The organism is Bacillus sp. DX4.1 (genome assembly GCF_030348195.1).
Taxonomy (GTDB): domain Bacteria; phylum Bacillota; class Bacilli; order Bacillales; family Bacillaceae_G; genus Bacillus_A.
This window is the reverse complement of sequence record NZ_JAUCFT010000008.1, coordinates 1,746,105-1,772,927: the sequence shown is the minus strand read 5'-3', so window position 1 is coordinate 1,772,927 and position 26,823 is coordinate 1,746,105. Positions and strand designations below refer to the sequence as shown.

Here is a 26,823-nt window from a genome sequence, read left to right as displayed (position 1 = left end):
TTTGTTGATTTACTAATAAATCTGGAATTATGACCTACTAAAGTCACACTTCATTATATAACCATTTTTAACCCTTCTAAAATTACCCCAATCATAAAACCACAAACTGCGCCATTTACACGAATCCACTGCAAATCTTTTCCAACGTTATTTTCAATCATCTCAATAAGTGTTTCATCATCAAGTTTATCAAGATTTTCTTGAACAAGTTTTCCTATTTTAGAATGATTGCTTTCAACGAGATTCACAATTTGCTTTTGCAGCCAGTTTTCCATTTTCTGAACTGTCGCTGAATCCCCTTTTATTTTATCCATTTGCTTTATCAAAAATGGAAGAAGATATTGATCCGTAAACTCTTCTTTTTGAATAAAACTTACAGCTCTTTGTTTCGCTTGCTCAAGAAACTCTGTTATCCTCCCAGCTGCCTCCCAACCTGCAATCCAGTTTTCTTTCCAATTTTCTATTTCCTTTAATATCGCTTCATTTTCCTTTACACTTGTGAGTTCTTGACGAATTTTCGTTAATACAAGTTGTCTCGTGCTATTATCAGTATCCTGCAAACTGCTAATATTACTAATAATAAACTTTTGCAAAATGCTACCGATTTTTTCTTCATCAACAATATTCATAAAAGATTTAAGTGTAAACTGCAAGAAACCATCTACTTTTATATTTTCCATCGCCTTCATACCTAAACTGCCAAGTTGATGACGAGCTTCCTCTTGTGCTGTCCATTCTTTCGCTTTGACTAGCATATAATCTAACGTTTTCTCATCATATTCCTTCTCAATCATTTGATCGACAAGTACTCGAAGTATATTTCCTGTATTGATTGTATGTAAATACGTCTTTAATTCTTTTTCAATGTCAGCGGCTAACCGCTTCGTATCAATTTGAAGAATCGCTTTTTCAGCAATTGTCACGATTCCTTTTTTCACAGCATCGGAATGTAGCTCTCTTTCCGCGATGTGTAACACCGTTTCCACCAACTGCATTTCTTTTATTTTATTTGTAATGCTTTCTTTCGTAAGCCAATCATTTTCAAGTGCCGAAACGAGACCTTTTGTAACCCGTTTACGATTTTTCGGTAACAAGGCTGTATGAGGAATTGGTATCCCCATCGGATGACGAAATAGTGCTGTAACTGCAAACCAATCCGCGAGTCCTCCTACTAATCCTGCTTCAAACCCTCCCTGTGCAAGCGCACCTACCATTGTGCCTTGGAATGGTATTGTCGTTGCAAAGCCAACTCCCATCACTCCAAGTGAAATGCCAGCTAGATATTTTGACTGTATTGACATTGTGTATCCACATCCTCTTATTATGTAAAGTGAAACTTTCGATATATAAGTTCATTGAAGTAATTAGACTCTCATAGCTATAACCTAATTTAACTAAAAATCAAAGTCTTATCTTCTACAAAAGCTTATACATATACTATAATGAACTACGTCAGAAATAACAAAGAAATTCATAATAAAAACGAGAGGCTTATACTCCTCTCACTTTATTACTTTATGATATATATAAATACAAATTAAAAAACCGACATAAAGTGAAACTTTAATCAGTGGGGGTTTTCTTCATCCCCCACTGATTATTAGCCCTGACCAATCGGGCTTTTACGGGCAGTTTATCCCCCACCTAACTTCTTTGCTTTCTGCAGAAATTTGAGGTGAGGGTATTACTGCCCGTTAATGCGGGATAAAACCCTTCTTTTTAGGTGGGAGAGAGCATCCGGTCATGCATAGAAGCGGTCAGTTCCTTTTCCTGCCCCAGACACAGTGAAAACAAAGAGAGAAAACGAGTGCAGGTCACCTTTTGTTATCCATAGCCGCGGCTTATATGTCGAAAAATCAAAATGGATTTATATAGTCAAAAATTCAGCAATTGGTCCAAGTACAAGCACTCGTAAAAATGTTAAAACACCTACTAAAAATATCGTACCAAGTAAAGCTCCTCCAAACAAACGATTATCTGTTTTGAAGATACCAACTGTCTCAAGTACAACCTTTTTTCTTTTAAGCCCAACCACAACGCCCAGTATCATAATGAAGCCAAAATAACAAATTGTAAAATTTAACCATAAAGAAAACTTCCTTTGCTAGAAGTTTTCTTTATATTCTTCAGTTACTATAAACCGCAACTACAAAAGAAAGTGCTATAAATAGACAAAGTGGACTATATACCCACGTATCATACATCGAAAATTCCGTTCCCTTTACCTTCTTGAAAATCCCAATATACTTCCTATCGCCAACTGCACGTATAAAGAAGATTACCGCCAACAAGATACAGCCCCATTTTGTTATACGACTCGTACTCCAAAAAGATATGTATCCACGCTGTGCTAATAACACAATAGCAAAAAATAGAACCGCAATCGCCACCATAAAAGTCCCCGTCTTCCGCGGAACAAAAACATATTCTTCACTATCTTTTTTCATGGGAAGGACAACTTTACTTGCCCAAGATCCTCCAAATCCCCAGTACATATGAATGAGACTGATTAACACAAGTATGCCGGCACATAAAATAATTAAAAATGATGTCATTGTGCACTCCTCCTATTCTCGTTTTCTATCATATCTGTAAATTATATTTGTCTTCTTGCTTCACTTTTCATTTCTCTCTTCACTAATAACATCCCTTTACATTTACTATGATTCATACAATCTACAAAAGTACAGAAAAGCGATTTATTATACAGCTCCATTAAAAAATATGATGTTCCGCCATCCATTTCTCAATAAACAAAAAGACATCGATGCATGAATAGTCCACACATCGATGTCTTTTATTTTTTCGGAAATAATACAATCCCTGTACTGATCACAATAAATATGAACAATTGTTGTAAGGATAACCCTAGTAGAAATGAAATTTGTTCGCTTATCAATGAGATAAAAATATGTACGATCCCCTCTGCAATGAGAAAATAGCTTATATATTTCCCACTACCTAGTACATCTTTTTGTTTCCATAACCACCCTAACATAAAGATGGAAATTATAATTTCATAGATATAAATGGGATGATACAAAAACTTTGAATCATATATTCTCATGCCCCATGGCATTGTCGTTCTCACGCCAAATTGCGGGTGAAATAGAGAATATAAAATGAGGATACTTACGATTCCAAAAGGCAGTATATCTAGTAATACACGAATCGAAAAATCAGCCTTTTTACTTTTCCATACTACGTATCCACTTGCGATTAAACACCCTATTACAATGTGCTTCACATTTCCGGCAGTTAACAATGCTTGGAGCGGAGATTGAATGGTCCATCCTGGATTCAAAATCCCCGGTGCAAATTTCCATGTTACTACTATAATCAGGAGGCCATTCGTTACCGCGTCCATCATTGTTTCATGTGGAATACACTGTTTTTTCAACTTTAATTTCATCAATATAAGTCCAAATAAGCTTCCTAATATGGGAGAAATCGGCTGTATTTTCATCATCCATTCCATCATCAATACGAGGTCTCCTTTTACTTCTCAATTAATTGCTTAAATTTCTTTTCCAATTGATCTGGAGGTAATACACCTCGTGCTTGATCGACAATGATGCCGTCTTTATCGACAAAAAATGTCGTTGGCAATGAAATTACTTTATAGTCAATTCCCGCTACTCCATCTAAATCTAGTAAAACAGGAAATTCAAATCCGAAACGCTCTGAAAATGCTTGTGCCTCTTGTACTGGATCCCCAATCGTTGCATTCACTGCAAAGATTTCAATATCTCCTTTATACTTATCATACAGTCGAACTAAGTCCGGAGCTTCCATCTCACATGGCCCACACCATGATGCCCAAAAGTTGATGATATATGGTTTTCCTTTTGCATCATTTAACGAATGTAACTTTCCATCCAAACCTTTTAGCGTAATTTTTGGCGCTTTAAATCCTGGCTGTGGTAATACTTCTTTCGTTTGCTGAGCTGCCTGCTTTTCTTTTCGTTCTTTTTCTTCTTGTTTTGAATTGTAAAAGTTAACACCCGCCCATATAAGAGCACCAGCAAGTATTACTGCGATTAATTTTTTCAATTTCTTATCCCCCCTATTTTTAAAACCCTGTAAATCCACCAAATAAACGAATAAAGAAGGCAGTAATTTTCGTCATTTGATTTGTATAAAGTAACACCCCTGTGATGATCGTCATCCCACCGCCGACTTTTGCATCATGCCACGATTTTCTTTTAAATCTTGAATCGAAACTCCTGTAATATACGATAAAGAAGATGGATATAGCGGTAAAGAACACGGTGATACAAATGAAAGAATCCCGGCCCCTACTACAAGCCATATCGTCAAATCTGCTGCATTCATGTTTCTCCTCCATCTCCAAACACTACAAACAGTAGTGTTTGTGGTCAAAAAAAGAGGCTATATGCACTCTCCAATAATAAGTACAAATGAGATAAGAAATAATCCCGTAGTCATGTAAATCGAGTTTGTATGTAGCGGCATACTGATTTTCACAGATGACGGACTAACAATTTGTTGTATACGCAAATTGATTGCTGTCTTTGCAAACGATGCTGTTACAAACGAATTAGACGCTGTTTTTATTTTGATTAGTTTTAACAATGCGCTACCTAATTCGAACGATGATTTCATTTGATCCATCGCATATTTATCCGCTAATAATTCTTGATAGGTGTTATAACACCGTAAAAATCCTTTCAAAACAGGAACATACATCATCCCTTCTGCTACTACTGTAAACAGAAACAATTTTAATGGATCATGATTCTTTTGATGATATTCTTCATGTAATACAATCGCATCGATCTCTTCTTCCGTAAAAGATTGCAAGGCACCTTCTGAAAGAACAATTTTCGGATGAATCATTCCAATAGTAAATACCGCAACTTCTAATGTTGGCAACAAATACAGCTGCTTTTCTTTTCGATTAATCCTAACCAAACTCTTCGTTAATTTCCGACTATAGAAAAACTGCTTCCATACTCTTTTACATACAATAAATACTGTGAATAACAACAAGCCACTCATCATAATTCGAATCATTGATAATTCTTTCATATGCTGCTGTAACTCGAACAGACAAAACTGTGATAGAAAAAATGCCTTATTCGCCAAAAGAAATGGATATGTAACGTAATACACTAACATACCGAGAAAAAGGCAACTAATGACGCTTGTAAACAAAACAATTTTTCGTATTTGCCACTTCACAAGTCTACTCCTCTTTTTTCAATTGATGCAGTTTTTCTTCTAACTTTTTAATTAAAGCTGGATCCGCTTGTTCAAGCTCATCTAGCATATGATTTACAACGAAATCACCAAACTCACCCATCAATTCTTGTGTCATTCTCTTCGTCTGATTCGATAAAAACTCTTCTTTTGTTTGTACAGAACGGTATACACCACTTCTTTTTACCGTTTGTTTTTGCAAGTGACCTTTTTCTACTAACCGATTCATCACAGTCATGACTGTATTAAAGTTCACCGGAGATTTCTCCGTTAACTTTTGTTGTACCTCTTTAATCGTTATGTCCGGAGAACTCCAGACAATCTCCATAATTTTTGCTTCGAGCGGTCCAAAGAAATGATTTAAGCCTTGTTCATTCAACTTATAGTTTTGCGTGAACATGTTCGGCCCCCTTTCACACTACGAATTGTAGTACAAAATAAATAAAACGTCAAACATAATACGGTTCTAGTGTAAATATAGTACGATCTTGAAAAATCCATACAGATTTCTAACGGAATCGAGGTTTACGCAGTAATTCCAAATAAATGGTGACAACTCATTGTGATATGTAATATTTCATATTATTTTATCTGTTTATAGTTGGGGTATTTCACTACAATTCAGTAGGTGAAACATTCCCTGATGTGTCTCCGATATGGTACAAGGAAAGACATGGAAGCCGCGGCTATGGATAACAAAAGGTGACCTGCACTCGTTTTCTCTCTTTGTTTTCACTGTGTCTGGGGCAGGAAAAGGATCTGACCGCTTCTATGCATAACCGGATGCTCTCTCCCACTTAAAAAGAAGGGTTTTATGTCGGTTTTTTAATTTACATTTATATAATTTTCAAATAATTAAATGTTTTGTTATAGTTTTATATTTTTATTTTCAAGTTTACCTATACACATTCCTGTTAATCTCATTTCTTTCTTCTACTTATTCATTGGTGAATTTTTTATTAGCAATCCAAAACTTCGTAACTAAGATTGTTAGTATAATACATACAAGTGTCATACATACATTCCAAATTGCATTTGTATTAACTGTTCCTATAGTTAATACCTCCATAGCATTTTTACTCATACTGGCTGGATTTATAAAATCTATAATAGGACTTAAGCCAACCACTATTCTACATCCAAGTAGGAATACAATTGATATTAATGCAATAACTCCAGCAGTATTAAAAACTGTACTTATCATCGTAGTGAATGATACCATAAATAGAACCCATAACAGATAAAATAGTAAAGCTATTATCATGTCTACAAAATTAACATTTGTAAATAACATATTAATATACAGGTATGAAACAAAGTAACCTAACGTTACACTGCAAGCAATACATATATAATTTGAAATAATCTTCCCACTAATATAGGATACGACAGTTACCGGTCTTGTAAGAATAAAAGCCAACATCCCATTTGCTTTATCTGCCTGTATTACCCCCATCATAGATATTGCAATAATCATAATCCCTAATTGATCAAATTGAGATCCTACTGTACTTGCAAGTATTTCTCCACCCTTTTGAGCTGCCATACTAGGATCAATTGTGATACCTTGTCCCCCACCTAGAGCTTTTAATATTGTTGGTAAATAATAGCTAACCACTGGTTGCGTTATCCCTAAAAATATAAATACCATAGGTAGCCAAAGAACTTTAAATTCGCGTATCATTTGAACAAATTCTTTTTTGGTTAATACAGTAAAACTATTCATTTTCACACCACCAATTTCAAGAATATTTCTTCTAATGTATCATTATTTATTTCAAATTTTACAAGATCAATATCATATTCCAGAGCACTTCTTAGCAACATGTTCTTGTTTAGCTCTATATTTTCAACTTCTATTCTTACTTTATTTCCTATTACTTCTACCCCTTTTACATAATTTGTTTTTTCTAAAAATTCAATCCATTCTTGTTTTTTAGCTATTACTTCAAAATTAATTTTATTTTTGCTATTTCGGTTTAATAAATCTGCAATAGTTGTATCTTCAATTTTTTCTCCATTTTTTATAATTACAAATCTTTCGCATATCTCTTCTGCATCGCTTAATATGTGTGTTGATAATAAAATAGTCGTTTCTTTCTTAATTTCTTCTATTAGATTAAGTACTTCTCTTCGACCAATCGGGTCTAATGCTGATACCGGTTCATCCATTACAATCAAAGATGGTTTATGCAACAATGCTTGCGCAATTCCAAGTCTCTGTTTCATTCCACCTGAAAACGTGCCAACTTTGGAGTTCTCTTCTCCGCTTAACCCTACTCTCGACAATATTTTTGGAACCTCTGTTGTTAACACCTCTTTCTTTAGTCCTGATAGTTGCCCCATAAAAGTAAGAGTTTCTTTTGCAGTCATCCAATGAAAAAAGTTAGGGTATTGCGGTAAGTAACCTATTTCTTTTTTCATTTCCGAAATTTTATTGCCATCAAGCAATATTTCTCCCATACTCGGGTCAATAATATCTGAAATCACTTTTATTAATGTCGATTTACCTGCTCCATTAGGACCAATCAATCCTACACATTCTCCCGATTGTATTTCCATTGAAAAATTATTTACAGCTGTTTTTTCTTTAAATTTTTTCGTAACATTTTTGATTTCTAATTTCATATTCTTTCACTATCCTTTCTACCCATAACAAAGTACAAAATGGGACCAATTGTGTTTATAAAAATAATGACAAGACTCCACATCAAAACATTTTTTCTTGTTTCTCTATTTCTATATAAATCAATTAATGCTATTAAAATCAAAATTATTCCTATGGCCAGTACTGGTAAAATAATTGGTAAGAAAGACATAATATCAATTTCTTTTAAATCATTTAAATCGTAATGCATTTTCATATCTACCGCTCCTTCAATTTAGTTTCAATAACAATTAATATTATCGTTATTGATAATGATAACATGATAAATGGAATTTCACACCTGTTTTTTCTTTAAAAAAATATTGTTTCAACCATTATTATTTTTATTGTTTTATTATTAGTATCAATAATAATAGGATGATCCTCTTCGCTAGTGAAACAATATATTAACTGTCGCCTTACATTGAAAAAATTAATTTGAATAATAAACTTTATGAAAAAACTTCCATTATTATTCATGATCCCCTGAGAATCACTAGCATTGCGTAAATACATTTTGAACTTAAGGCAACAACGCCAATGTAGAATTTTACTAACAAGATCTAAAAACAAGTTTGAAAGGATAGCAGGGTTTATCTCATTGTTCTTTCGTGACAATTGAGAAGCACTAATTGATTCAAATCCAAGTGTTTTTTGAAGTTCTTCGTCCAGTAGTGCATCACTTATCGTATGAAGACTTTCTATTTCGTGTAACTGAGCAAAAATTAAGATCTGTTTCCGAAAAATACTACATTTTAAATGAAGAAAAAGCAAGACTCAGTGCGGATGAGTGGAAAAAGTCTTCTAATAAGACAAAGTTGGATTATATTTCTTATTACCAATTATCACTTATGACCCAATATCAAAACTACCTTACCAAATTAGAAGAGCAAGATCGCTCAGAAGATCGTTCTACTTTTTCACTTGTAGAATTGAAACTTGATGATGAAAATTTTGTACAGTTTGAAAATGAATTGAATGACCTAATGATAAAATATTACAAAACTACCCAAAGAAACAATAAGCTTGACGCTCCAATTCGAACAATTGCCGTTACAATTATTCCAGAATCCTAAACAAATTACTCAAAAGACAAGGTCTATGATTTTGAACTATAACCTGAATAACAGACACATTTGAACAAGAAATTTGTTATTCGCTTTTTGTGTACCATGTTAAATAACAGGGTAATTATAAATAAAAAATACGCTATGGAATCCAAATAAAAAGACCCCGGTTCAAGATCAGAGTCTTTTTATTTGTGGTTACACGCTTTTTACTTATTAACTAATAAGGCGCGTAATACGCTTCTTCTTCCACGAAAATCGATAGTACCCATATTGTAAAATTAAGCTCACAATAAATGCAGCTGGATACCCAATCCATATCCCTTTTATGCCAAGGCTAGTATGATACGAAAGGAAATATGCAACAGGTACTTCCACAAGCCAGATGGATACGATACCAAAAATAGTCGGCCACAGTACTGTTCCACTTGCACGCATTGTCGCACCAATAATTTGCGCATGACCGAAAATTAAATAACTCCATAGTGTAATCATGACCAGGCTATGTGCAATATCGATAGTACTCTGACTCGTTAGGAACAAGGCTAAAATTTGTTGTGAGAATACATAAATAAGAGTGATTAATACGCCTCCGATTATATAGTTCAATACAATTCCTGCTCGAATGACTTTCTGTAATCGATCGAATTGATTTGCTCCAATAGACTGTGCAGCAAATATAGACACAGCAATTCCAAGACTCACCGCTGGCATCTGGACATAACTTGCCACTTGATTGACTACCCCATATGCCGCAGTCGCATCCGATCCGAAGCGATTCACAAACGCAATAACCGCAATTTCAGATAATGAGACTAATATCATATTAATACTCGCCGGAATACCAAGACGTAACAATAATTTTAACAGGTCCCAATCCATGCGAAGATATTTTCGAACCGTTGCATCAAATTGCAACGAATGCTTCGTCTTCCCTAAATAAATGAGCATACTAATAAATGTTATGATTGTTGATATGACCGATGCGTATGCTGCTCCGTAAACACCAAGTTGCGGAAGACCTAACCAACCAAAAATAAGAACAGGTAATAATGCCATATTCAGTGCTGTACTAACAATTAAAAAGTAAAATGGTGTTTTCGAATCCCCTGTACCACGCATAAACGTCGTATATGCAAAATATAAGAATAAGATTGGCATAGAGATAAATAATATTCGCGCATAGTGAACACTCATGTCAATAATGTTTGCTGGTGTACCCATAAGACGCATAATATCCATAGCAAATATACTTCCGACTACCGCTAAAATCACTCCAAGAACAAACGTAAACGTCAACGTTGTACCAACGATTGCTTTTAAGCGTTCTTCATTACGAGCTCCAAAAGCCTGACCAATTAAAATGGAGCTACCAGAACCAATACCAATTACAAATGAAACAAGTAGAAAAAATAATGGAAAGAAAGCTGAAATGGCAGCTAAAGCATTAATGCCAAGCCAACGGCCCACCACTACCATACCAAATAGTTGTCCAACTGATTGTAGTACATTGCTCAAAAGCAAAGGAATTAGAAACATGGACATCGAACGCCATATCGGTTTACTTTCCTTTTCCTGATTCTGTGATTCTACACCTTCTTGATTGTTATCTGTAGGTGGTTTCAAATTTCATTTCTCCTTTTATCGAGATATTGTGCGATTATACCCGCGCTCCCCATATGGTTGTAGTTTCTCCAGCCATTTCTCTTCTAATTTTTTTAATTCTTCCTTTGCATTAAAATACCCAGTTTCTTTCTTTTGCAAAACTTCCAATATTTCAAACGCAAAGGCATCTTCTCCATATTCCTTCCATTCATCTTGCAGTGCTTTATTTATATAAGAACCTATATTCAGTTCAAAGCGTCTCCCGCTCATCGTCTTCAAATTCCTTGTACTCTCTACATACACTTTGTCATTTTTCATATTTGTAATACAATAAATACCAGCTTCAACCTCTGTTTCTTTGTATAGTTGTTTTAATTCTGCTCTTCTATTCATTTTCCTGTCTCCTTTCATTGGTTCCTCATTTTCTTATCACGCACTAACGAGGAATAAGACTCCCACCTCAATTAAAGACGTGCAGAAGATAGGTGGAAGGTAACCATCTTTGGTGAGGGCTAATTATCAGCTAGGGATGGCCCTCACTGATGAAAGTTTCACTTTATAATTTAACCCAGTACTTACTTCCATCAGGTGTTCTGTCTAGAAAACCATATTCAATCAAGTATCTTCTTAACGTGACGTAATCATGATACACACGCTCTAAAATTTCATTAATCTCTTTTTCTGTATATTTTTGACTGCTATCAAAGTTTTTCATTAAGTGTTTCAAGATTACTAATTTCCGCTTTTGTTTTTTCGGAAAACTAGAAAGTGAACCATCTAACCCTTCTGTAAAATACGAATGTAAAATTTCTTCATTCTCCGCTTCCGTAATATCATATCTTTGATCAACCATCGTAGCTGTACGATGCACAGGAAGAAATTTAGATTGATTCGTCGCTTTTTCCTCCGACAACTCCATAAGAGCTAAAAATACTTTTGCCTGCTTCATCTTCTCTCTTAATGTAAAGCGATGATTTCGAATCGTTGATGTGCTTCCACCATCCATTTCTTTCACAATTTCTTTATCATTTAAGCCCATATGAAAGAACTGCACCATTTTCTTTTGCAAATCTGTCAAACCTGTCAATTTCTTATCAAGACCTAATAAATATTCAAACATAGAAGTATGTTCATTTGCGATATGCAGCTGTGTAAACTTCTCCGCTTCATAAAAGACATTCTCCTCTTGATAAATAACACCCTTCACAAACTTTTCTCCACATGCTAAACAAATATATTCTTCCGTATCCTTTTCAAATACATATCCTTTTTTCAGCTCCTCAACTGAGGCGTTCCAAAACCATCCTGAAATATCACTCACACTAAACAATCCTCCAAAAAGTTTATTTTAAATGCAAACAGATTCCGATATTGTTTGTTTTTACTTCATCATCTTATCATAACCATAACAAACATTTCAATAATTCGTTTACCTATTTTGTAAACAAATTTAAAAATGTTTATCATAACGGAACATTCTTTGTATCTCCGTTATTGCTAGAAGAATTAAATAGATTAAGTGCAAAGTCCATTGGATTCGTGCTATTCCCTGGCGCTGTCACCTCTGCCTTTGTTAATCTCTTCTCTGGAAAATTCCCCTTTTATACCATTATTAAAGAAAGAGACAATGTACTTGATACTTTTCATATCTAATCTGATTAAATTGATTAATCTTAATAACATATTGTCAAATAGATATTTTGCGTTTATTGTTAAAACAGCAATAAATAAGGAAAAACTTGGGGGTCATGTTATGAATGCAATTGCTAAAACGAAAGTAAGTCAAAAATTAGATATAGGTGGAACTAAACTCTATTATGAACATTTTGGTGAAAATAATGAAAATCCAACTTTTGTTTTTGATTCTGGATATGGATGGACATTAGATAATTGGGACCCCATCAAAGGTGAAGTTTCAAAGCTCACAAAGATGTTTATTTATGACAGAGCAGGTATCGGTGAAAGTGGAAATGATAAAAAACCTCGCCATAGTCAACAAGCTGTTGAAAACCTTCGCACGTTACTTCAGAAAGCAAATATAAAGCCTCCTTACGTGTTAGTTGGTCATTCATTTGGAGGATTAAATGTTAGACTATATGCCAGTACATATCCAGAAGAGATAGCAGGAGTACTCCTTTTAGATTCATGTCATGAAGATCAAAATAAAATAATGGCTCCTTTATTTTCGAAAGAAGTTCGAGAAGCGTACTTCAGTCAATTTGTTGCTGAAGGTTCTCTTAATGAAATTGAAGAAAGCCTAGAACAAGCTCGGGTTGCCAAATCCCTTGGCAATATCCCGCTTATTGTGATGACAGGTGGTTTACAACCTCATCACACGCCAGAATCTATGTCTGCTTGGATAGCATTCCACAAAGATCTTGCTAAATTATCTACAAACAGTAAGCACATAATTGTTGAAGATGCTGGACATGCAATTCACATGGATCGTCCACAAACTGTAATAAATGCAATTAAAGACATGTTAGTACTGATTAAAGCTTAAAGACCATGTTTACTACCAATAAGCGAAGTTAACATAACACCACTTATTGGTATTCAATGTATCTAGGAACCTAAAAAAATCCCTTCAGAAGATGAAGGGACTTTTCTTTCACATAATCAGTGTTACCAGAAGTTAATTTTCTTGTCAAAACATGATTTTAAAATAAACAAACAGATTGATCCCTGAAACAATAAAAAAGGAAATAGCCATGATCTTATTTACTCTTTTTTGAAAAAAAAATAGTATACCTAACAAAAACATAGTGATTGCTAATAATAGTTGAGTTATAGCTGCATTTGATTGAGTAGGATCATTGTAACTGTAAATACAGAAACCGATAGTAATGAAAGAACTAATAGCAACTAGTATCCTAATCATAAAATCCCCTCCAATTATCTTTTCTTCTTTACATAAAATCCGTTATCTGTAGTTAGCCTGCCTAATTTGAAAAGAGAATAAGCTCCTTTATTTTCTTTAAGCATATCATGTAAAAGACTATGAAATATTAATAAAAAGTAGGTGGAAACATGACATTAGATTCTCAACGTATTATAGCCTTCCCTGGTATGGGTATGGGCGGTTTTCCTGGAATGGGTATGGGCGGTTTCCCTGGTACGGGTATGGGCGGTTTTCCTGGAATGGGCATGGGCGGTTTCCCTGGTACGGGTATGGGTGGTTTCCCTGGTATGGGTATGGGCGGTTTCCCTGGTATGGGTATGGGTGGTTTCCCTGGTATGGGTATGGGCGGTTTCCCTGGTATGGGTATGGGCGGTTTCCCTGGTATAGGTATGGGCGGTTTCCCTGGTATGGGTATGGGCGGTTTCCCTGGTATGGGTATGAGTGGTTTCCCTGGTATGGGTATGGGTGGTTTCCCTGGTATGGGTATGGGTGGTTTCCCTGGTATGGGTCTATAACCTTAATTTCTAATACTTTATATCAAGATATAGATGACAATAGGTAAGGTTAACCCTCGCATCAACCCGTTAGGGTCGTCTTATCTATTGCCGTCTATTAACTTGTACCAGCTTTCTTACATAACGTCGCTTATCAATAGATCAAATACAAAAAGACACTGAATACGCATCAGTGTCTTTTTTGTATATCCTATACATGTGAGGTTTATATAACCCATCAATATCGGAAGCAAATCCAGATTGTTACAACTCTCTTTTTCTTAAACTGTCACAAAAATGTTCTATTTCAGTTAATTGGACTATTCCACTATATATGAAAATAATCTATAATTTTTAAGTGATTTTATTAGATAGAGGAGTTTATGCATAGATATGGAGATGAGAAGGCTACACAATATAATAGAAGAGAAAAAAAAGGAATTAATCCAACTCGTTACAAGTTACGGTTTAAATCATGAAAAAGTCATTGATTTTAGCCAAGATCTAGATCGTTTAATTTATCGTATGATGGAACAAAAAAATAATCCTTTTATAGTAAGAATTCTTAAACAGGAAAGTACAAATATATCACAATAAAAAAATTACTTATCATTATAATTTATATAGTTATAATATAATATAGATAAAATCATATATTAAATTAAATATATAAAATAATGTTATGTGTAAATCTAGTCATTTCAGAGTTTAAATCTGTAATCCTCCCTGGATAGTACCTCAATTCGTGAATCGTTCACCAAGATCAGCAACATTGTCATCACCTTCCTCTTTTTCATTGTAGTGTTTCAGATACCTAACTACAAAATAGGATATACGTTCTCGTTTCATTTCTAGTACTATCATATAGGATGTGACAGAAAGTGAAACTTTAATCAGTGGGGGTATTACTGCACGTTAATGCGGGATAAAAAGGAAATAAAAACTTCGTACTATGCACGATCAACATTCATCCCCTCCCTACCACCTGAGCTATGCCCTGCACGTACTTGAAAAAGGGGATTTCTGTTGGAGAACTGTTAAAGTAGAAACAACATATTTTATCATAAATTAACTTATACTCTTCATTTTTCATATGAGCTTCTTTACCTTAATTACATTATTAGCTAAAAAAGACAGGATTCTCATTTGAGAATCCTGTCTTTTTTAAACTATTTAGCTTATTCCTTCGGAGCAATCATTTTCTTCGGATCTACAATTTCATCGAATTGTTCTTCTGTTAATAATCCAGATTGCAACACTGCTTCTTTTAACGTTAAACCTTCTTTATGTGCATGCTTCGCAATTTTCGCCGCATTTTCATAACCGATATGCGGATTTAAAGCTGTAACAAGCATTAATGAACGATTTACGTTTTGGCTAATCACTTCTTCATTAGCTTCAATACCAACTGCACATTTATCGTTAAATGAAGCTGTCGCATCCGCTAATAAACGAGCTGATTGTAAGAAGTTATAGGCAATCACTGGTTTAAATACGTTTAGTTCAAAATTACCTTGGCTCGCTGCAAATCCAATTGTTGCATCATTCCCCATTACTTGCGCTGCAACCATTGTTAATGCTTCACTTTGCGTTGGGTTTACTTTACCTGGCATAATCGAACTTCCCGGTTCATTTGCAGGAATAATAATTTCACCAAGACCGCTGCGCGGACCACTTGCAAGCCAGCGTACATCATTAGCAATCTTCATTAAATCAGCAGCTAACGCTTTTAAAGCACCATGTGTAAATACAACTTCATCGTGACTTGTTAACGCATGAAACTTGTTTGGTGCCGATACAAATTGTTTTCCTGTAAACTTGCTAATTTCTTCTGCAACCATATCGCCGAATTTTGGGTGGGCATTAATCCCTGTTCCAACGGCAGTACCACCAATTGCGAGTTCTTTCATGTATGTATTGCTTTCTGCAATCATCCGCTCTGTTTTTTCAAGCATACGATGCCAACCACTAATTTCTTGTCCTAATGTTAATGGCGTTGCGTCTTGTAGGTGCGTACGACCAATTTTAATAATATGTTGAAAATCAATTACTTTTTGTTGTAATGTTTCTTTTAATTTTATGATTGCAGGTAGCACCTGATTTTCTACCGCAATAACGCAAGCAACGTGAAGCGCTGTTGGGAATGTATCATTTGAACTTTGTGACATATTTACATCATCATTTGGATGAATATGTACATCAAGCCCCTTTTCTTTTAAAATTTGATTCCCGCGGTTTGCGATTACTTCATTCACATTCATGTTAGATTGTGTACCACTACCTGTTTGCCACACAACTAACGGGAAATGTTCATTCCATTTTCCTGCTAAAATTTCATCAACCGCTTCAACAATTGCAGTTGCCTTTTCCTCTGTTAATTTTCCTAATTTCTGATTACTAATCGCTGCACTTTTCTTTAAAATTGCAAAGGCTTGTACAATTTCAAGCGGCATATGCTCGGTACCAATCGGAAAGTTTTCTTTACTACGCTGCGTTTGTGCTGCCCATAATTTATCAGTTGGAACTTTCATTTCTCCTAATGTATCTCTTTCAATTCTGTACTCCATTTTTTCATCCCCTTGAAAATAAAATACCTACGTTCCTATTTTAACAGACTTTCGTTCGGATGATAAGAATTCTCACTTAAATGGAGAAAATTCATTGAAGAACGTAAACTCCCTCTATATCCTCTTGACACTTTTAGTTCCATTCTAATGATAGGTTATCACTTTTCAGAGGGGGTAGGCGATAAAAACCAGCCATAAGCTCCAATCGCAAGTAATACGACATAAAAAATAACTTTCCACGTAATGGATTGCGGGAAATGTTTATCAATGATTCCTACTGAAGGATGCGCTAATGTTGAAACAATAAGTTTTACACCAACCCAACCTACAATCATAAAAGCAGCTGTTTCAAGACCTGGACGATCACGTAGTAATTTCAAAAAATAAGTAGCAGCGAATCGCATAATAATTAATCCGATCATGCCACCTGTTAAAACAACAACAAATCGACCTGCATCAAGACCACCTATCATTCCCCTATTTAGCGGTGTGATTGTCAATGTAAAAGCTACCGCTGCTAAGATTGAATCCATTGCAAACGCTGTATCTGTTACCTCCACCTTTAAAACAGTTAACCAAAAACCACTTTTCTTTTTTGGTGTATGTTCTGTTTCTTCCTCTTTTTCATTTTGCACATTCTCTTTCATATAGGTTCTAACTAAATGATTGATGGACAAAAATAGTAAATAAACAGCACCTATCGCTTGCATCTGCCATACATTTACAAGAAATGAAATTAAAAATAATGATCCAAAACGAAATACAAGCGCTCCAAATAAGCCGTAAAATAATGCCTTTTTCCGTTCATCTTCAGGAAGATGTTTTACTATGATGGCAAGCACAAGAGCATTATCGGCCGATAAAATTCCTTCTAATGCTATTAGGATCAGTATAACCCCTCCATACTCCATCAGTAACGATAATTCCATATTTCCCCTCCTGCCTTTTGATACCATATTTTGTGCTTATTGCCGTAGCAAATATACTGGCAGCGTAAGAAAGCGAAAAACCCATAAGCTCTATTAGAACCTACGGGTTGTCTTATTTACATGGAGAATTAGAACTTCTCATAAAACAAATTAAAATTATACTATCATTTTGGTTAAGTATTCCTATTCCATATAGTTCTTATAAAACTGGATCATATTCGAATCTATCGCCACTCCATTTACCATTTACATACCATATAGTTCTTATAAAACACTCCGTCCGACTTGGAAAAGATTACTCGTAGTATGCATTTACATACCATATAGTTCTTATAAAACCCAATAAAGATCCCTACAAAAAAACCTTATATATCAAGTTTTCATTACCATTTACTTACTTATATTTTACAATGTTTTGCTGCAAACTGGTAGTTATGTATTTTACATTTTCATCAAAAACGTTCTAAATACTATTATATCAACAACTAGCGAACAAATTCAAAAAAGAGGTTCACGGCAAAAATATGTGATTCTCTCAATTTCTTGTATTTTGTACTTTAAAGATAAAGTGAAACTTTGATCAGTGGGCGTTTTCTTCATCCTTCACCAATCATTAGTTGAACGGATCGGGCTTTTACGAGCAGTTTATCCCCCACCTAACTTCTTTGCTTCTTGCAGAACTTTGAGGTGGGGGTATTACTGCCCGCAAATAACGGGATAAAATGCTAGCATTCAAAATACTTTTTACTCATTACACCCCTTTATGTAATAGTATTGATAAAAATCCTTTTCTGAGACTACCCTGGGCATGATTCAATTTTCTTCGTTCGAGAGCTAGATCTTTTTCTAAAGCACTCATTTCATTATGAGTTTTGTAATATTGTTGCTTCATGTTTTGGATCTGGATCTGTTCCTGATGCTGAGGATCTTCGGCATAAAGATGAATTGCCTCCGTAATTGTTGTTACTCTTCCTTGCTGAATCACATGATTCACATACTCTACAATCGTAACCTCCTGAAACTCTTTTGGCATGACTGAGTCTACAAGCAAGTTGCTTAATTCCTGATATTTCGTTTCAAGTTTTTCCTTCTTCTTTTTAATTTCTATTACCTTCAATTTAAATGTTGTATTCAAAGATGAAAGAAAATAGTTCATTCCCCAAATAAATAACCCAATAAAATATAATACAACCGTATAAACAATTATAGCGATTACAATTAAAATCAATATAAATACAAAATATATGATATTCATAAACAATGAGTGATCTGAGACAAAACGAATAAAATTTTGAATTAGCATCCATAATATTGGAAAATATCCTATAGAGAGAATCCCAATGATTATAGGAATACTAATGATACTTCGAGGTTTTTGTAAATCTAATAATTTTTGATATTGTTCTAAAATATTCTTACGTTCTATCAAAACTTGATATGTTTGCTGTGAATCTAACACAATATGAAATCCCCTTCCAAAAAAATGATTATTCATAATATAATATTTTTTGTTAAAATCTGCAAATAAAAAATATATATGTACTTATATATAAATCCATTTTGATTTTTCGACATATAAGCCGCGGCTATGGATAACAAAAGATGACCTGTACTCATTTTCTCTCTTTGTTTTCACTTGGCATGGGGCAGGAAAAGGATCTGACCGCTTCTATGCATGGCCAGATGCCCTCTTCCACCTAAAAATAAGGGTTTTATGTCGGTTTTTTAATTTGTATTTATATAGTAAAAGAGGTCACCCTTTGCTTTTCGCAAAAGATGACCTCTTTGTTATTATGATACTTGCTTCCCTTTTTCAGCATCATCCACATACCAAATGAATTTTCCTGTATATCCATAAATAATTGCTAATGCTAATGATACAAAGCTCATCCACATAAATGGAATGTATGATAATGTTGCGACACCTAAAATACCAGCCATGAAAATACCGTTATCAGACCACGGAACCATACCTGAAGTTAAAGTTCCACCTACTTCTGAGTTACGAGCTAGTACACGGCGGTCAAGTTTTAGTTTATCATAGCTCTCTTGCATAATTTTTGGCGTTAAAATAAGTGATACATACATCGCACAGCCAAATACGTTTGCTAGAAAGGCAACGATTAATGTAGATAGTGTTACATTTCCCGCAGAATTTAATTTCCTCTCGAATTTTGAAACGATTACTTTTAGTACACCTAACTTTTCAAGCAATCCTCCAAAACCAAGTCCGAAAATAATAACTGCTACTGAACCAAGCATGCCATTAATGCCGCCTCGGTTTAACAGTTTATCAACGAAATCAACACCAGATTGAATAGAGAATCCATTATATGCTGTTCCAATCGCATCACCGAAATTCATACCTTGGAACAATGCTGCCCAAATCGCGCCAAGTAATGCCCCCATTGCAATCGTTGGCATAGATGGACGCTTCATTGCTAACAGTACAAGAACAACGAGAGCTGGAACTAACATCCAGATTTTGATATCAAAATGTTTTAATAAGGATTCTTTTAAAAACTCAACCTTACCTAAATCAACATTTTTCCCGCCATACATCCAGCCTGCAACTGTAAACATAAGTCCTGTAATAATGTATGCTGGCACATCTAACACAAACATGGCACGAACGTGTGCAATCACATCTACTTTCGCCATAGAAGCAGCAAGTACTGTACTATCAGAAAGTGGTGATAACTTGTCTCCAAAATATGCGCCTGAAAGAACTGCCCCAGCAACTAATGGAAGCGGTAAGCCAAGACCTTCACCGATTGCCATCATAGCAATACCAGCTGTCCCAACTGTTCCCCAAGATGTACCTGTTGCAAGAGAAGTAATTGAACAAATAATTAATGTTGCTAGTAAGAAAATGCTCGGATGAATAAATTCTAATCCGTAGTAGATTAACGTCGGTACAACACCGCCTGCAATCCACGTTCCGATTAGTGCTCCAACTGCAACTAAAATAAGAATAGCCTCTAATCCGTTAGAAATCCCTTTCGTAATGGCATCTTGCAATTCTTGATAACCAAAACCTAATCGTAAGCCAAGACCAATCACTAAAAACCATGAAATAAATAACGCTAATTGAATTGGCAGATTAAAAATCGTTTGAAAGGAAAAGACGACGGCAAGAAACAATAATAAAAGAATGATGATTTCTGGAATCGATGGTAATCTTACACTTTTCATTTGCTTCTCTCCTTACAAGTCGATAATATGATGTGCATCGTCTTACATGTATATTTTATATAATATGCCAAGACAAACTATAATTTTCACATTATTCCGATTTGTTTTTTTAGTATAATAAATACACAACCTTTTCTATTGTAAAAGTAGAGCGAGCATTTCGCAATGAAAATTCTAAAAAAAAGTTGTATTTTTATTTATACTTCTCTAGAAATAAAAGCACAAACCCTCTCTATTTCCTGAGTTTGTGCTTTTATTTCTCTATCAGCTTATACAAAATCCCTTAAAAAGTTACTCCTCATCTCATATCACCGCTCATTACTGAGGCAACGCATCATACACATACGGCTCTTTCGGCTTTTCAATTTTTTCTAGTTTGCTAACTTTCACAAGTGGAAATAAAGTCCCTTTATATGTCGTTTCATCTAATGTACCAGTGACTTTCACCCATGTCTCTTCCGGTAACGTTTTTATTTCTTTGCCTGAAACGATCATCCCCCATACAGAAGCATCTGCCACACAGCACGTAATCCCATAACGAGCCACTACCTTTTTATCACCTTTCACTTCTTTATCGTTAAAAATAAAACCGGTAAATGTAATTTGTTTTCCTTTAAATCCAAGTACATCTTTACCGATTAGATTCATCGTTGGAATGTAATTTTTATCATCCACTTGTATCGATTTTTGCTTTGTTATATTTTTCTCTAATTCCTCCGGTGACTGTTGTGAAGTAGGAAGATTTGCAATTGGTTCTTCTTCTTGATCAACTAATAGCTCTCTCCAGTCGGAACTTGCCGGTTGTTGCTTTGCTTGCACGCTTTGGTTCATACCACGTTTTGCTGCTAGATTCCCATCAATCGTCACATTTGAAAATAAAAATGCACTTACAATGGGAATCAGAAAAATCGCATATAGCATACAAGCTCCTATTTTTGATTTTGGTAATGTATGATTTTGACAGCAATGACAAGCCTTTTGCTTTCCTTCTCCGCTACGCCATACTTGCAAGCATCCAAGGACAAGTGAAATAATGAACGCAAAATACATAAATTTTATCATTTTTGGTGCAATAAAGTGATCCATATTTCCTGTTACGAGAAGCTTAAACAGGAGCATCGCAAAACCGAGTAAAATAATGCCTCGAATATACGTATGAAACTCTTTCTTATTTTGTATTTTCACCATTTCTTCCCCCTATCCCATCGTAAGCTGAACAATTATATACACAGCTGTTGTCACAATTCCGATAAAGAACAACACAAATCTCTTTTGGAAATAAGCAAATGACATCAATGTATTTTTCAAATCTAACATCGGCCCAAATACGAGGAAAGCGACAAGTGCTTTTGCTGAAAATATGTGACCAAACGATGCAGCAATAAAAGCATCTGCTTCTGAACAAAGCGATAAGACATAGCCAAAAGCCATCATGACCAATGGTGAAAAAACACCGCTACTTGCAACTTCTGCAAGCACATTCCGATCTAAAAATGTTTGAAACAAGCTTGCTAAAAAAGCGCCAATTAATAAATACTTTCCTGTATCAAAAAATTCATTAACCCCATGACTTGTAACATCCCTCCAGTTTTTGTTCTTCTCTTCATGAGAGATTACTTTGTCATCCTTTAATACATTTTTCCCGCGGTATACATAATACACAACAAGTCCAATTAATAAGGCAACGAGCAACGCTAGCCCGAAACGAGCATATAAAATGGTCGTATTTGTTCGAAACGCATAATACGTTGATAAGAAAACAATCGGATTTAAGATCGGAGCACTTACTAAAATGACCATCCCAACATGAAGAGGTAAGCCTTTTTGAATGAGTCTTCTCACTACAGGAATAATGACGCACTCACACATAGGGAAAATCACACCCACAAATGCCGCTGGAATGATGGCGATTATTGCTGACCTTGGCAAGACTTTTTGAATCATTTCCTCCGTTACAAATACTTGAATGATAGAAGAGATTAATACCCCAAGTAATATAAATGGCACAGCTTCAAAAAAGATACTTAAAAAAATCGTATTTACATTAAGCCACTCTTTCGGAATACCTTTTTGCAGAGCTGATAGATTTGTAAAGTCAACAAAAAACAGTAAAAAAAGAAATAGGGCAATAAGAAACATTCCAATTAACTCTTTTGAAATTCTAGTAAAAATCAACTTTCTCGCCTCCGTTTTGTTCATAGTTAAAAATATGCTTGTCCTCTTTATCTATGACACTTTCCAAACATTTTTTTATACGCTATTCTTATTCACAAATCGTAATGATTATGATTTACTATTGCATTCCTTTTCTTTATCACTTAATATAAAACGTAACGATTACGATTTATACAGGAGGAATACACAATGAAGAAAGTCCCTATTACAGTTTTAAGTGGTTTTTTAGGTTCCGGAAAAACCACATTATTAAATCATATTTTGGCAAATAGAGAAGGATTGAAAGTAGCCGTCATCGTAAATGATATGAGCGAAGTAAACATTGATGCTGCTCTTGTCAAACAAGGAGGTTTTTCGCGTACAGAAGAAAAATTAGTAGAAATTCAAAATGGCTGCATTTGCTGCACGCTTCGAGAAGATTTAATTATTGAAGTAAACCGTCTTGTAGACGCTGGGGATATTGATTATATTGTCATTGAATCTTCTGGTATTAGCGAACCGATTCCTGTTGCTCAAACATTTACGTATATGGATGAGGAGCTTGAAATTGATTTAATTAGTAAATGTCGACTTGATACGATGGTTACTGTTGTTGACGCCAACCGTTTCTGGGATGATTTTGCGGCAGGTGAAAGCTTACTAGATCGTCAGCAAGCGCTGGATGAAACGGATACACGTGAAGTCATCGATTTACTGATCGATCAAATTGAATTTGCAAATATCATTCTTCTCAATAAAATTGATTTACTAGAAAAGGAAGATGTTCAGGAACTTCATAATTTATTACAAACATTGAATCCCGAAGCAAAAATTATTGAGGCTTCTTATGGAGCCGTTCCACTGCAGCACATTTTAAATACAAATTTATTTAACTACGATGAAGCAAGTCAAGCTGCGGGCTGGATCCAAGAACTAAATAGTGAGCATCATACACCTGAAACAGAAGAATATGGAATTGGCTCATTCGTGTATCGCCGCAAACATCCGTTTCATCCAGTTCGTCTCATGAATTGGTTAAAAAAATGGCCACAGGATGTTGTGAGATCGAAAGGATTTTTCTGGCTCGCATCACGTAACAATATGATGGGTCTTCTCTCTCAAGCGGGCTCTTCCATCACGGTTCAAGGAGCAGGAGAATGGATTGCCGCTTTACCCGTAGCAGAGCAAAAACAGCTAATCGCTGAAGAACCAGAAATATTTAAAAATTGGGATGAACAATATGGTGACCGAATCACTGAACTTGTCTTTATCGGGATTGAAATGAACCAACGAGAGATTGAAAGCTCTTTAGACACATGTTTACTAACAGATGAAGAAATGAAACAAGAATGGGATGATTTCGTTGATCCCATTCCACCTTTTACTGTTGCATCATAATAATGAGTTTTAGAGTTTAATAATAATCTCTTAAAAAATCTGTTGTACTTTCCAAAAATACGATGATGTCCTTTTCTATGACATCATCGTATTTTATAAATTTATGATTTAGATATAGGAGGCTTATTAATGAGATTTCCCCATATCAGTACTATAATCGTACTGATAACGGTAAATATCCCATATATCCAAATTATCATTTCATCACTTTCTGTCATTTTATCACCTCTTCTTATAAAATTTCGCCCTTTCCATCTGTTTCATATAATAGATGGATGCTGTCACACTTATAATGATAACGTGTTACTTTTCCATTTACATTCTTTTCAATTCGGCTAATAAGGGAAGTGAGTATAAAAATGGACGGCCATAGAATTGAATAACGACTAATTATGACTTATTGGATCATATTAAACAGTTTAATATGCAAATACGTGAAGGAAAACCTTTTAATGGAGAAGGTTTTAATTTCAAAAGGGATAATTATGGAGCAGTGTATTTGTCAATTGAAAATCCAGCCGTTTTGTCCAGTCTGTAGTTCCTGTTACTTTACTATTAATATTCGAGTACACTTCTTCATTAATCCAATTTTCTTTTTCATCTGCACCGTGAATAATGAAGTATGCACTTGCATTTTTTAATTTTTCGGTTTTAATTAAAGAACTCAAAATATATTGAGAGTTCGGTTCCACATCAATAGTTTGACTCGTAATCGTGGTGCCCCAATTTCCATTGATTCCTTTTGGAATCACACGTAATGAAGATTTTTGTCCAAGCTGTGTTGCTTTGACACTTGACTCTATTTCTTGTTTACCACCATGATTCCAACCACGTAGTGTCCAATAATCTGCATTGAGTTCAAATCCACCATTGCGCATTTTATTATCTGAAGTCGCTAAATCTAAACTACCTGCAACGTAACAAAAACGAACATTTATGTTACAAATGGAAGTCGCTCCAACAGAAAGCGAATTTCGTACGCTAAGTCATTACCATAAACATTCGTTTATAGAACAGTTTTTCTTCAACTAACGGAGGAAGTAAAGTTGAACAAAGAATGTTATAATTTTCATATTAGACTAACGATAAGGGAGGAAGATTATGTCTGATTGCTGTTCTGTAAAGGAACAAGTTTCAGAAAACAATGGCTCTGAATTGTGTCCTTCTTGTAATATAAAAGGAAAAAGAGTAAAAATAATCACGTTAAAATCAATGCTAAAACCAACAACATTAGATACAATGAATGCAGATTTAACTCATTATTTTTGTTCTACAAAAGATTGTAATGTTGTTTATTTTGATACTGACAAAAAAATGTATTTAACATCCGAAATTAAGGTCTTTGTCCATCAAAAAGATAGTTCTTCTGTTGTACCTGTTTGCTATTGTTTTGGTTGGACAAAAGAGAAAATCAAGCAATTTATAGAAAAAAAGTTAATTCCTAATCCAGTTGAACATATTCGTGAAAACATAAAAGAAAACCGATGTGGATGTGAGGTGAACAATCCACAAGGTAGTTGTTGTTTAGCTAATGTTACAGGTTATATCAACAAACTAACCAAATAAATTTAAATATTCCACATACAACCTAAAAAGTCGATTCCTTAACATGCAGACAATCGACTTTTTTAAGTTAAAATTCACTTAACGTACGAAATTTCCGAAATGTTGACCGCACTGCAAATATCATTGAAAAACACTAATTGGTAAAAAATGCATTTCCGTGACCTGATTTTACGCGTATCTCGGCTGAACCCCAAAATATACTTTAAGCAATTTTCAACACGAAAAAACGTACATTTTAAGGGCATAGTTTTTGGAATGAGTTTTGGATAAACTTTTCGACAAAAAAATAGCTGGAATTGCTTGATAATCATTTATCCCAAAAATAATCGTTTTTAGTAAATCATTGCCCAAAAGTAGTGAGATAAGTGAATAAAAAAAAGCAGTACCACCGCTATAAAAGTGTTGGTACTGCCATACAAAGTGACAAGCATTTTGTTAATTAGAACGTACTTGCTACTTTAACAGCCTTTTCAAGCCCAGCAGCAATAATTTCTTCTGCTTTATCAGGGAATTGGTTGTGACCTTCAATCACTACTTTCTCCATATCTTTTACACCGAAGAAGTTCATCATACTTGCTACATATTTAACAGCCATTTCCACTTCAGCTTTTGGTCCTTCAGAATATACACCGCCACTTGCGTTTAATAATGCTATTTTTTTATTTCCAATAAGACCTACTGGACCTTCTGGCGTATATTTAAATGTTTTGCCCGCGCGGTTTAAGTAATCAATATATGTGTGTAGTACAGCTGGGATTGTTAAATTCCATAAAGGGAAACCAAATACAACTTTATCAGCTGCAAGGAATGGATCTAAATATTTATCAGCAACAGCTACTGCTTTTGCTTCTTCTGCTGTTAAATCAAGTCCTCTACTAGCTTTAAAAGTACCATTAATCATATCTACTCCTACATATGGCAATTCTTCCTTGTATAAATCAAGTTCTACCACTGTATCATTTGGATGTGATTCTTTGTAGCTCGCTAAAAAAGAATCATATAATTTCACACTAACTGCCTGATCTGCTGGGCGATTGTTTGCTTTTACAAATAAAACTGTTGTCATTCTTTGTTCC

26 protein-coding genes and 3 pseudogenes are annotated in these 26,823 nt (G+C 34.7%); 6 read left to right on the top strand and 23 right to left on the bottom strand.

The features are described 5' to 3' along the window. Positions 1-53: 53 nt before the first annotated feature. The 11 genes and pseudogenes from QUF99_RS12110 to QUF99_RS12060 all read right to left on the bottom strand — a co-directional run bounded on the left by QUF99_RS12110 (position 54) and on the right by QUF99_RS12060 (position 8,087). Positions 54-1,301, bottom strand: coding sequence for a DUF445 domain-containing protein (locus QUF99_RS12110; protein ID WP_289370302.1), 1,248 nt, complete (start codon positions 1,299-1,301; stop codon positions 54-56). Positions 1,302-1,867: 566 nt separating this feature from the next. Next, positions 1,868-2,065 (bottom strand): annotated as a pseudogene (locus tag QUF99_RS12105) (potassium-transporting ATPase subunit KdpA); the annotation flags it as partial. Between the two features lie 61 nt (positions 2,066-2,126). After that, complete coding sequence (locus QUF99_RS12100; protein ID WP_289370300.1) at positions 2,127-2,555, bottom strand: DUF3995 domain-containing protein; 429 nt, start codon at positions 2,553-2,555, stop codon at positions 2,127-2,129. A gap of 242 nt (positions 2,556-2,797) precedes the next feature. Further along, positions 2,798-3,481, bottom strand: a complete 684-nt coding sequence (locus QUF99_RS12095; protein ID WP_289374630.1) for a diacylglyceryl transferase — start codon at positions 3,479-3,481, stop codon at positions 2,798-2,800. Positions 3,482-3,498: 17 nt separating this feature from the next. Further along, positions 3,499-4,053, bottom strand: a complete 555-nt coding sequence (locus QUF99_RS12090; protein ID WP_289370298.1) for a TlpA family protein disulfide reductase — start codon at positions 4,051-4,053, stop codon at positions 3,499-3,501. Between the two features lie 117 nt (positions 4,054-4,170). Next, positions 4,171-4,335 (bottom strand): annotated as a pseudogene (locus QUF99_RS12085) (cytochrome c biogenesis CcdA family protein); the annotation flags it as partial. A 57-nt stretch (positions 4,336-4,392) separates the two neighbouring features. Further along, positions 4,393-5,205, bottom strand: coding sequence for a M56 family metallopeptidase (locus QUF99_RS12080; RefSeq protein ID WP_289370297.1), 813 nt, complete (start codon positions 5,203-5,205; stop codon positions 4,393-4,395). Positions 5,206-5,209: 4 nt separating this feature from the next. Then, positions 5,210-5,623, bottom strand: coding sequence for a BlaI/MecI/CopY family transcriptional regulator (locus QUF99_RS12075; protein ID WP_289370296.1), 414 nt, complete (start codon positions 5,621-5,623; stop codon positions 5,210-5,212). A 537-nt stretch (positions 5,624-6,160) separates the two neighbouring features. Further along, entirely contained in the window at positions 6,161-6,949 is a 789-nt protein-coding gene (locus tag QUF99_RS12070; protein WP_289370295.1) for an ABC transporter permease subunit, read from the bottom strand. Between the two features lie 2 nt (positions 6,950-6,951). After that, positions 6,952-7,851: an ABC transporter ATP-binding protein gene (locus QUF99_RS12065; protein ID WP_289370294.1), complete on the bottom strand. Its 900-nt coding sequence runs from the start codon at positions 7,849-7,851 to the stop codon at positions 6,952-6,954. Then, positions 7,848-8,087, bottom strand: coding sequence for a PLD nuclease N-terminal domain-containing protein (locus QUF99_RS12060; RefSeq protein WP_289370293.1), 240 nt, complete (start codon positions 8,085-8,087; stop codon positions 7,848-7,850). Before QUF99_RS12060 ends, QUF99_RS12065 begins: the two co-directional genes overlap by 4 nt. A gap of 457 nt (positions 8,088-8,544) precedes the next feature. Here QUF99_RS12060 and QUF99_RS12055 point away from each other — a divergent pair, with 457 nt between their 5' ends. Then, positions 8,545-8,946: a helix-turn-helix domain-containing protein gene (locus QUF99_RS12055; RefSeq protein WP_289374629.1), complete on the top strand. Its 402-nt coding sequence runs from the start codon at positions 8,545-8,547 to the stop codon at positions 8,944-8,946. 207 nt (positions 8,947-9,153) lie between these two features. On the opposite strand, the gene QUF99_RS12050 is transcribed toward QUF99_RS12055, so the two are convergent. The 3 genes from QUF99_RS12050 to QUF99_RS12040 form a co-directional block, all read right to left on the bottom strand. Further along, positions 9,154-10,563, bottom strand: a complete 1,410-nt coding sequence (locus QUF99_RS12050) for an MATE family efflux transporter (protein WP_289370291.1) — start codon at positions 10,561-10,563, stop codon at positions 9,154-9,156. Positions 10,564-10,578: 15 nt separating this feature from the next. Further along, the gene (locus QUF99_RS12045) at positions 10,579-10,935 is read right to left on the bottom strand and encodes a GIY-YIG nuclease family protein (RefSeq protein ID WP_289370290.1); all 357 of its coding nucleotides are present in this window, start codon (positions 10,933-10,935) and stop codon (positions 10,579-10,581) included. Positions 10,936-11,098: 163 nt separating this feature from the next. Further along, positions 11,099-11,863 carry a DUF2087 domain-containing protein gene (locus QUF99_RS12040; RefSeq protein WP_289370288.1) on the bottom strand — a complete coding sequence of 255 codons (765 nt, stop codon included), beginning with the start codon at positions 11,861-11,863 and terminating at the stop codon, positions 11,099-11,101. Between the two features lie 432 nt (positions 11,864-12,295). Between QUF99_RS12040 and QUF99_RS12035 the strand changes: the two genes are divergently transcribed. The 3 genes from QUF99_RS12035 (at position 12,296) to QUF99_RS12025 (ending at position 14,535) form a co-directional block, all read left to right on the top strand. Continuing rightward, on the top strand, positions 12,296-13,045 hold the full coding sequence (locus tag QUF99_RS12035; protein ID WP_289370286.1) for an alpha/beta fold hydrolase: 750 nt from the start codon (positions 12,296-12,298) through the stop codon (positions 13,043-13,045). Positions 13,046-13,572: 527 nt separating this feature from the next. Continuing rightward, positions 13,573-13,959 (top strand): hypothetical protein, encoded by a 387-nt coding sequence (locus QUF99_RS12030; RefSeq protein WP_289370285.1) that lies wholly within the window; start codon positions 13,573-13,575, stop codon positions 13,957-13,959. 372 nt (positions 13,960-14,331) lie between these two features. After that, positions 14,332-14,535 (top strand): aspartyl-phosphate phosphatase Spo0E family protein, encoded by a 204-nt coding sequence (locus tag QUF99_RS12025; protein WP_289370284.1) that lies wholly within the window; start codon positions 14,332-14,334, stop codon positions 14,533-14,535. Positions 14,536-15,116: 581 nt separating this feature from the next. Here QUF99_RS12025 and fumC read toward each other — a convergent pair. From fumC to QUF99_RS11995, 6 genes are all read right to left on the bottom strand, one after another. Continuing rightward, positions 15,117-16,505: a class II fumarate hydratase gene (gene fumC / locus QUF99_RS12020; RefSeq protein WP_289370282.1), complete on the bottom strand. Its 1,389-nt coding sequence runs from the start codon at positions 16,503-16,505 to the stop codon at positions 15,117-15,119. 158 nt (positions 16,506-16,663) lie between these two features. Next, complete coding sequence (locus QUF99_RS12015) at positions 16,664-17,434, bottom strand: TerC family protein (RefSeq protein ID WP_289370280.1); 771 nt, start codon at positions 17,432-17,434, stop codon at positions 16,664-16,666. Between the two features lie 751 nt (positions 17,435-18,185). Continuing rightward, the gene (locus QUF99_RS12010) at positions 18,186-18,893 is read right to left on the bottom strand and encodes a hypothetical protein (RefSeq protein ID WP_289370278.1); all 708 of its coding nucleotides are present in this window, start codon (positions 18,891-18,893) and stop codon (positions 18,186-18,188) included. 332 nt (positions 18,894-19,225) lie between these two features. Next, complete coding sequence (gene nhaC, locus QUF99_RS12005; RefSeq protein WP_289370277.1) at positions 19,226-20,629, bottom strand: Na+/H+ antiporter NhaC; 1,404 nt, start codon at positions 20,627-20,629, stop codon at positions 19,226-19,228. 318 nt (positions 20,630-20,947) lie between these two features. Continuing rightward, positions 20,948-21,814, bottom strand: a complete 867-nt coding sequence (locus QUF99_RS12000; protein WP_289370276.1) for a TIGR03943 family putative permease subunit — start codon at positions 21,812-21,814, stop codon at positions 20,948-20,950. 12 nt (positions 21,815-21,826) lie between these two features. Then, the gene (locus QUF99_RS11995) at positions 21,827-22,804 is read right to left on the bottom strand and encodes a permease (RefSeq protein WP_289370274.1); all 978 of its coding nucleotides are present in this window, start codon (positions 22,802-22,804) and stop codon (positions 21,827-21,829) included. Positions 22,805-22,993: 189 nt separating this feature from the next. Here QUF99_RS11995 and QUF99_RS11990 point away from each other — a divergent pair, with 189 nt between their 5' ends. Next, positions 22,994-24,181, top strand: a complete 1,188-nt coding sequence (locus QUF99_RS11990; RefSeq protein ID WP_289370272.1) for a GTP-binding protein — start codon at positions 22,994-22,996, stop codon at positions 24,179-24,181. A gap of 235 nt (positions 24,182-24,416) precedes the next feature. Here the strand turns inward: QUF99_RS11990 and QUF99_RS28710 are convergent. Both QUF99_RS28710 and QUF99_RS11985 read right to left on the bottom strand, forming a co-directional pair. Then, positions 24,417-24,515: pseudogene (locus QUF99_RS28710) on the bottom strand (RHS repeat domain-containing protein); the annotation flags it as partial. 136 nt (positions 24,516-24,651) lie between these two features. Continuing rightward, positions 24,652-25,059 carry a carbohydrate binding domain-containing protein gene (locus QUF99_RS11985; protein WP_289370270.1) on the bottom strand — a complete coding sequence of 136 codons (408 nt, stop codon included), beginning with the start codon at positions 25,057-25,059 and terminating at the stop codon, positions 24,652-24,654. A gap of 223 nt (positions 25,060-25,282) precedes the next feature. Here QUF99_RS11985 and QUF99_RS11980 point away from each other — a divergent pair, with 223 nt between their 5' ends. Then, on the top strand, positions 25,283-25,747 hold the full coding sequence (locus QUF99_RS11980) for a putative iron-sulfur cluster-binding metallochaperone (protein WP_289370268.1): 465 nt from the start codon (positions 25,283-25,285) through the stop codon (positions 25,745-25,747). Between the two features lie 439 nt (positions 25,748-26,186). Here the strand turns inward: QUF99_RS11980 and QUF99_RS11975 are convergent, their stop codons facing one another. Beyond that, positions 26,187-26,813: an FMN-dependent NADH-azoreductase gene (locus QUF99_RS11975; protein WP_289370267.1), complete on the bottom strand. Its 627-nt coding sequence runs from the start codon at positions 26,811-26,813 to the stop codon at positions 26,187-26,189. Positions 26,814-26,823: the final 10 nt, after the last annotated feature.

Bases quoted from the DNA above. Each gene is read 5' to 3' on its own strand.
- QUF99_RS11985 (WP_289370270.1), bottom strand. From the start codon at position 25,059: ATGCGCAATGGTGGATTTGAACTCAATGCAGATTATTGGACACTACGT.
- QUF99_RS12110 (WP_289370302.1), bottom strand. From the start codon at position 1,301: ATGTCAATACAGTCAAAATATCTAGCTGGCATTTCACTTGGAGTGATG.
- QUF99_RS12025 (WP_289370284.1), top strand. From the start codon at position 14,332: ATGGAGATGAGAAGGCTACACAATATAATAGAAGAGAAAAAAAAGGAA.
- QUF99_RS11975 (WP_289370267.1), bottom strand. From the start codon at position 26,813: ATGACAACAGTTTTATTTGTAAAAGCAAACAATCGCCCAGCAGATCAG.
- QUF99_RS12030 (WP_289370285.1), top strand. From the start codon at position 13,573: ATGACATTAGATTCTCAACGTATTATAGCCTTCCCTGGTATGGGTATG.
- QUF99_RS12100 (WP_289370300.1), bottom strand. From the start codon at position 2,555: ATGACATCATTTTTAATTATTTTATGTGCCGGCATACTTGTGTTAATC.
- fumC (WP_289370282.1), bottom strand. From the start codon at position 16,505: ATGGAGTACAGAATTGAAAGAGATACATTAGGAGAAATGAAAGTTCCA.
- QUF99_RS12065 (WP_289370294.1), bottom strand. From the start codon at position 7,851: ATGAAATTAGAAATCAAAAATGTTACGAAAAAATTTAAAGAAAAAACA.
- QUF99_RS12075 (WP_289370296.1), bottom strand. From the start codon at position 5,623: ATGTTCACGCAAAACTATAAGTTGAATGAACAAGGCTTAAATCATTTC.
- QUF99_RS11990 (WP_289370272.1), top strand. From the start codon at position 22,994: ATGAAGAAAGTCCCTATTACAGTTTTAAGTGGTTTTTTAGGTTCCGGA.
- QUF99_RS12035 (WP_289370286.1), top strand. From the start codon at position 12,296: ATGAATGCAATTGCTAAAACGAAAGTAAGTCAAAAATTAGATATAGGT.
- QUF99_RS12095 (WP_289374630.1), bottom strand. From the start codon at position 3,481: ATGATGGAATGGATGATGAAAATACAGCCGATTTCTCCCATATTAGGA.
- QUF99_RS12045 (WP_289370290.1), bottom strand. From the start codon at position 10,935: ATGAATAGAAGAGCAGAATTAAAACAACTATACAAAGAAACAGAGGTT.
- nhaC (WP_289370277.1), bottom strand. From the start codon at position 20,629: ATGAAAAGTGTAAGATTACCATCGATTCCAGAAATCATCATTCTTTTA.
- QUF99_RS12070 (WP_289370295.1), bottom strand. From the start codon at position 6,949: ATGAATAGTTTTACTGTATTAACCAAAAAAGAATTTGTTCAAATGATA.
- QUF99_RS12060 (WP_289370293.1), bottom strand. From the start codon at position 8,087: ATGAAAATGCATTACGATTTAAATGATTTAAAAGAAATTGATATTATG.
- QUF99_RS11980 (WP_289370268.1), top strand. From the start codon at position 25,283: ATGTCTGATTGCTGTTCTGTAAAGGAACAAGTTTCAGAAAACAATGGC.
- QUF99_RS12015 (WP_289370280.1), bottom strand. From the start codon at position 17,434: ATGGAATTATCGTTACTGATGGAGTATGGAGGGGTTATACTGATCCTA.